This is a genomic window from Nostoc sp. NMS4 (genome assembly GCF_017115095.1).
Taxonomy (GTDB): Bacteria; Cyanobacteriota; Cyanobacteriia; order Cyanobacteriales; family Nostocaceae; genus Nostoc.
In genome coordinates this window covers 1-1,893 of the sequence record NZ_JABXKI010000409.1, presented here as the reverse complement: position 1 = coordinate 1,893, position 1,893 = coordinate 1, and the positions used below count along the sequence as shown (strand labels likewise).

3 protein-coding genes are annotated in these 1,893 nt (G+C 38.6%); all 3 read left to right on the top strand.

Going from position 1 to position 1,893, the window contains the following annotated elements; all coding sequences use genetic code 11:
• The coding region (locus tag HWQ37_RS32900; RefSeq protein WP_292755353.1) for a RusA family crossover junction endodeoxyribonuclease at positions 1-354 on the top strand (354 nt) is incomplete at its 5' end.
• A complete protein-coding gene (locus tag HWQ37_RS32895; protein WP_292755351.1) occupies positions 351-1,535 on the top strand; it encodes a hypothetical protein in 1,185 nt (394 codons plus the stop codon). The genes HWQ37_RS32900 and HWQ37_RS32895, both read left to right, overlap by 4 nt.
• Positions 1,532-1,792: a ParE family toxin-like protein gene (locus tag HWQ37_RS32890; protein ID WP_292755349.1), complete on the top strand. Its 261-nt coding sequence runs from the start codon at positions 1,532-1,534 to the stop codon at positions 1,790-1,792. Before HWQ37_RS32895 ends, HWQ37_RS32890 begins: the two co-directional genes overlap by 4 nt.
• The last annotated feature ends 101 nt before the right edge of the window (positions 1,793-1,893 follow it).

The following is a 1,893-nucleotide window of genomic DNA, read 5'->3' as shown; positions in this document are numbered from 1 at the left end:
AAGAAAAGAGAAAATCTTCAGGCATGGAAGAATTTTGTGCGCGTTGAAGCCCAAAAGGTTTGGAAAGATAACAGTCCCATTCAAGACGGCGATCTACAACTGACCTTAGTTTATCTTTGTGATGAATTTCCGGCTGACATCGATAACATTATCAAGCCAATTCAGGATGCACTTGTAGACTTAGTTTTTGAAGATGATAGTTTAGTATCAGATGTAGATAGTCATCGTCGATTTATGTCTGATCCGATTGATATTATAAGTCTACCTTCTTTATTACAGCGTGCTGTCATCACAGGTAAAGAGTGTGTTTATGTAAAAGTGAGTGAATCTCAACCAGTGGAAAAATACTTATGATTAACAATACTAAAATTCTCTACGATGAAAAGGTAAAATCTCTGGCAGAGAAGTACGAAAGTCAAGGATTTCGTGTTGTCTTTAAACCCAAAACAGATAAATTACCATTCAATTTGGGGAACTACCAACCAGATATAATTGCTATTAGAGACGGATCGGGTTTGGTAATTGAAGTAAAAACCAACCTCAGCCGAGTGTCAGTTGATCGTTTACAGGCTTTAGCAGAAGAAGTGAGTAAACATCAAGGCTGGCGTTTTTTATTGGTCACGCTTGAAGACATAGAAGCCAAGTCATTACCTGGAACATCCGAACAACTTCCTTCATGGCAAGATTTAGCTGATCGTTTTCACGAAGCTCATAGGCTGATTGAGAGTGATGAAATTGAACAAGCCTTTAAAGCAGCCTTTCTGTTGCTATGGAGTACTTTTGAGGGAGCGTTAAGAAAGCGAGCAGTTGATGTATCGATTCCTATTGAACGTTTCCCAGTTATAGGCTTACTTAAGCATATGTACTCTTTGGGAGAATTATCAATTTCTCAATTTGACTTTGCTCAGTTTTGTTTTGAAGCTTGGAATAGTCTTGCTCATGGATACATTGGAACTCCATATTGCGTAAATGTGCTAGAGTTTGATAATTTGGTTGGTGAATTGTTGGACGAATGGAGAACTGATAGTCCAGAAGAGTCGTGGTTTGATTCATCATTAGAACTAGCTAAAGATTTAATAAAAGAGAAACAACTAAAGAAGGAATTAGACGACGAGCAGGTTATAAAAGTCGAATCAGCTGTTAGTAAACTTTTACCAGAGGATCTGGCTGCTTTTCGTGCCTGGTTTGCGGAACTGGATGCAGCAACTGGGGATAAACGACTAGAATTAACTAGAAATTTAATAAATCAGAAAAGCAATCTTATCGCACTCGAATTAACTAGAGATTTAATAATAAATGAGAAAAATGAGAAACAACTAAAGAAGGAATTAGACGACGAGCAGGTTATAAACGTCGAATTCGATGTTAGTCAACTTTCACCAGAGAATCTGGCTGCTTTTCATGCCTGGTTTGCGGAATTCGATGCAGCAGCCTGGGATAAACAGATTGAAAAAGATGTGGCTGAAGGTCGGTTAGATGTATTGGCAGAGAAAGCACTAAAACATCTCCGAGAAGGGCGCTGTACTGATCTGTGAAACATCGAGCAACCCCAGATTTTTGGTATTACTATCGCCAGTTACCAATTGATATCCAAGAGCTTGCTGATCGATGTTACGAGTTTCTTCGGGAAGATTCCAAATATCCATCATTGCATTTCAAAAAAGTCGGTCAGTTTTGGTCAGTGCGTATTGGTATATATTATCGGGCGCTTGCTGTAAAAGAAGATGATGATTTTGTATGGTTTTGGATTGGATCACATCCAGAGTATGACAGATTGCTAAGTGGTGGATAGCGTTCTAACATTGCATAATAGCAGCTTAACCGATCACTAATAATACAAAATATGGAACTATACTTAATTCGTCATGGCATCGCCGAAGACCAGGGATTAGG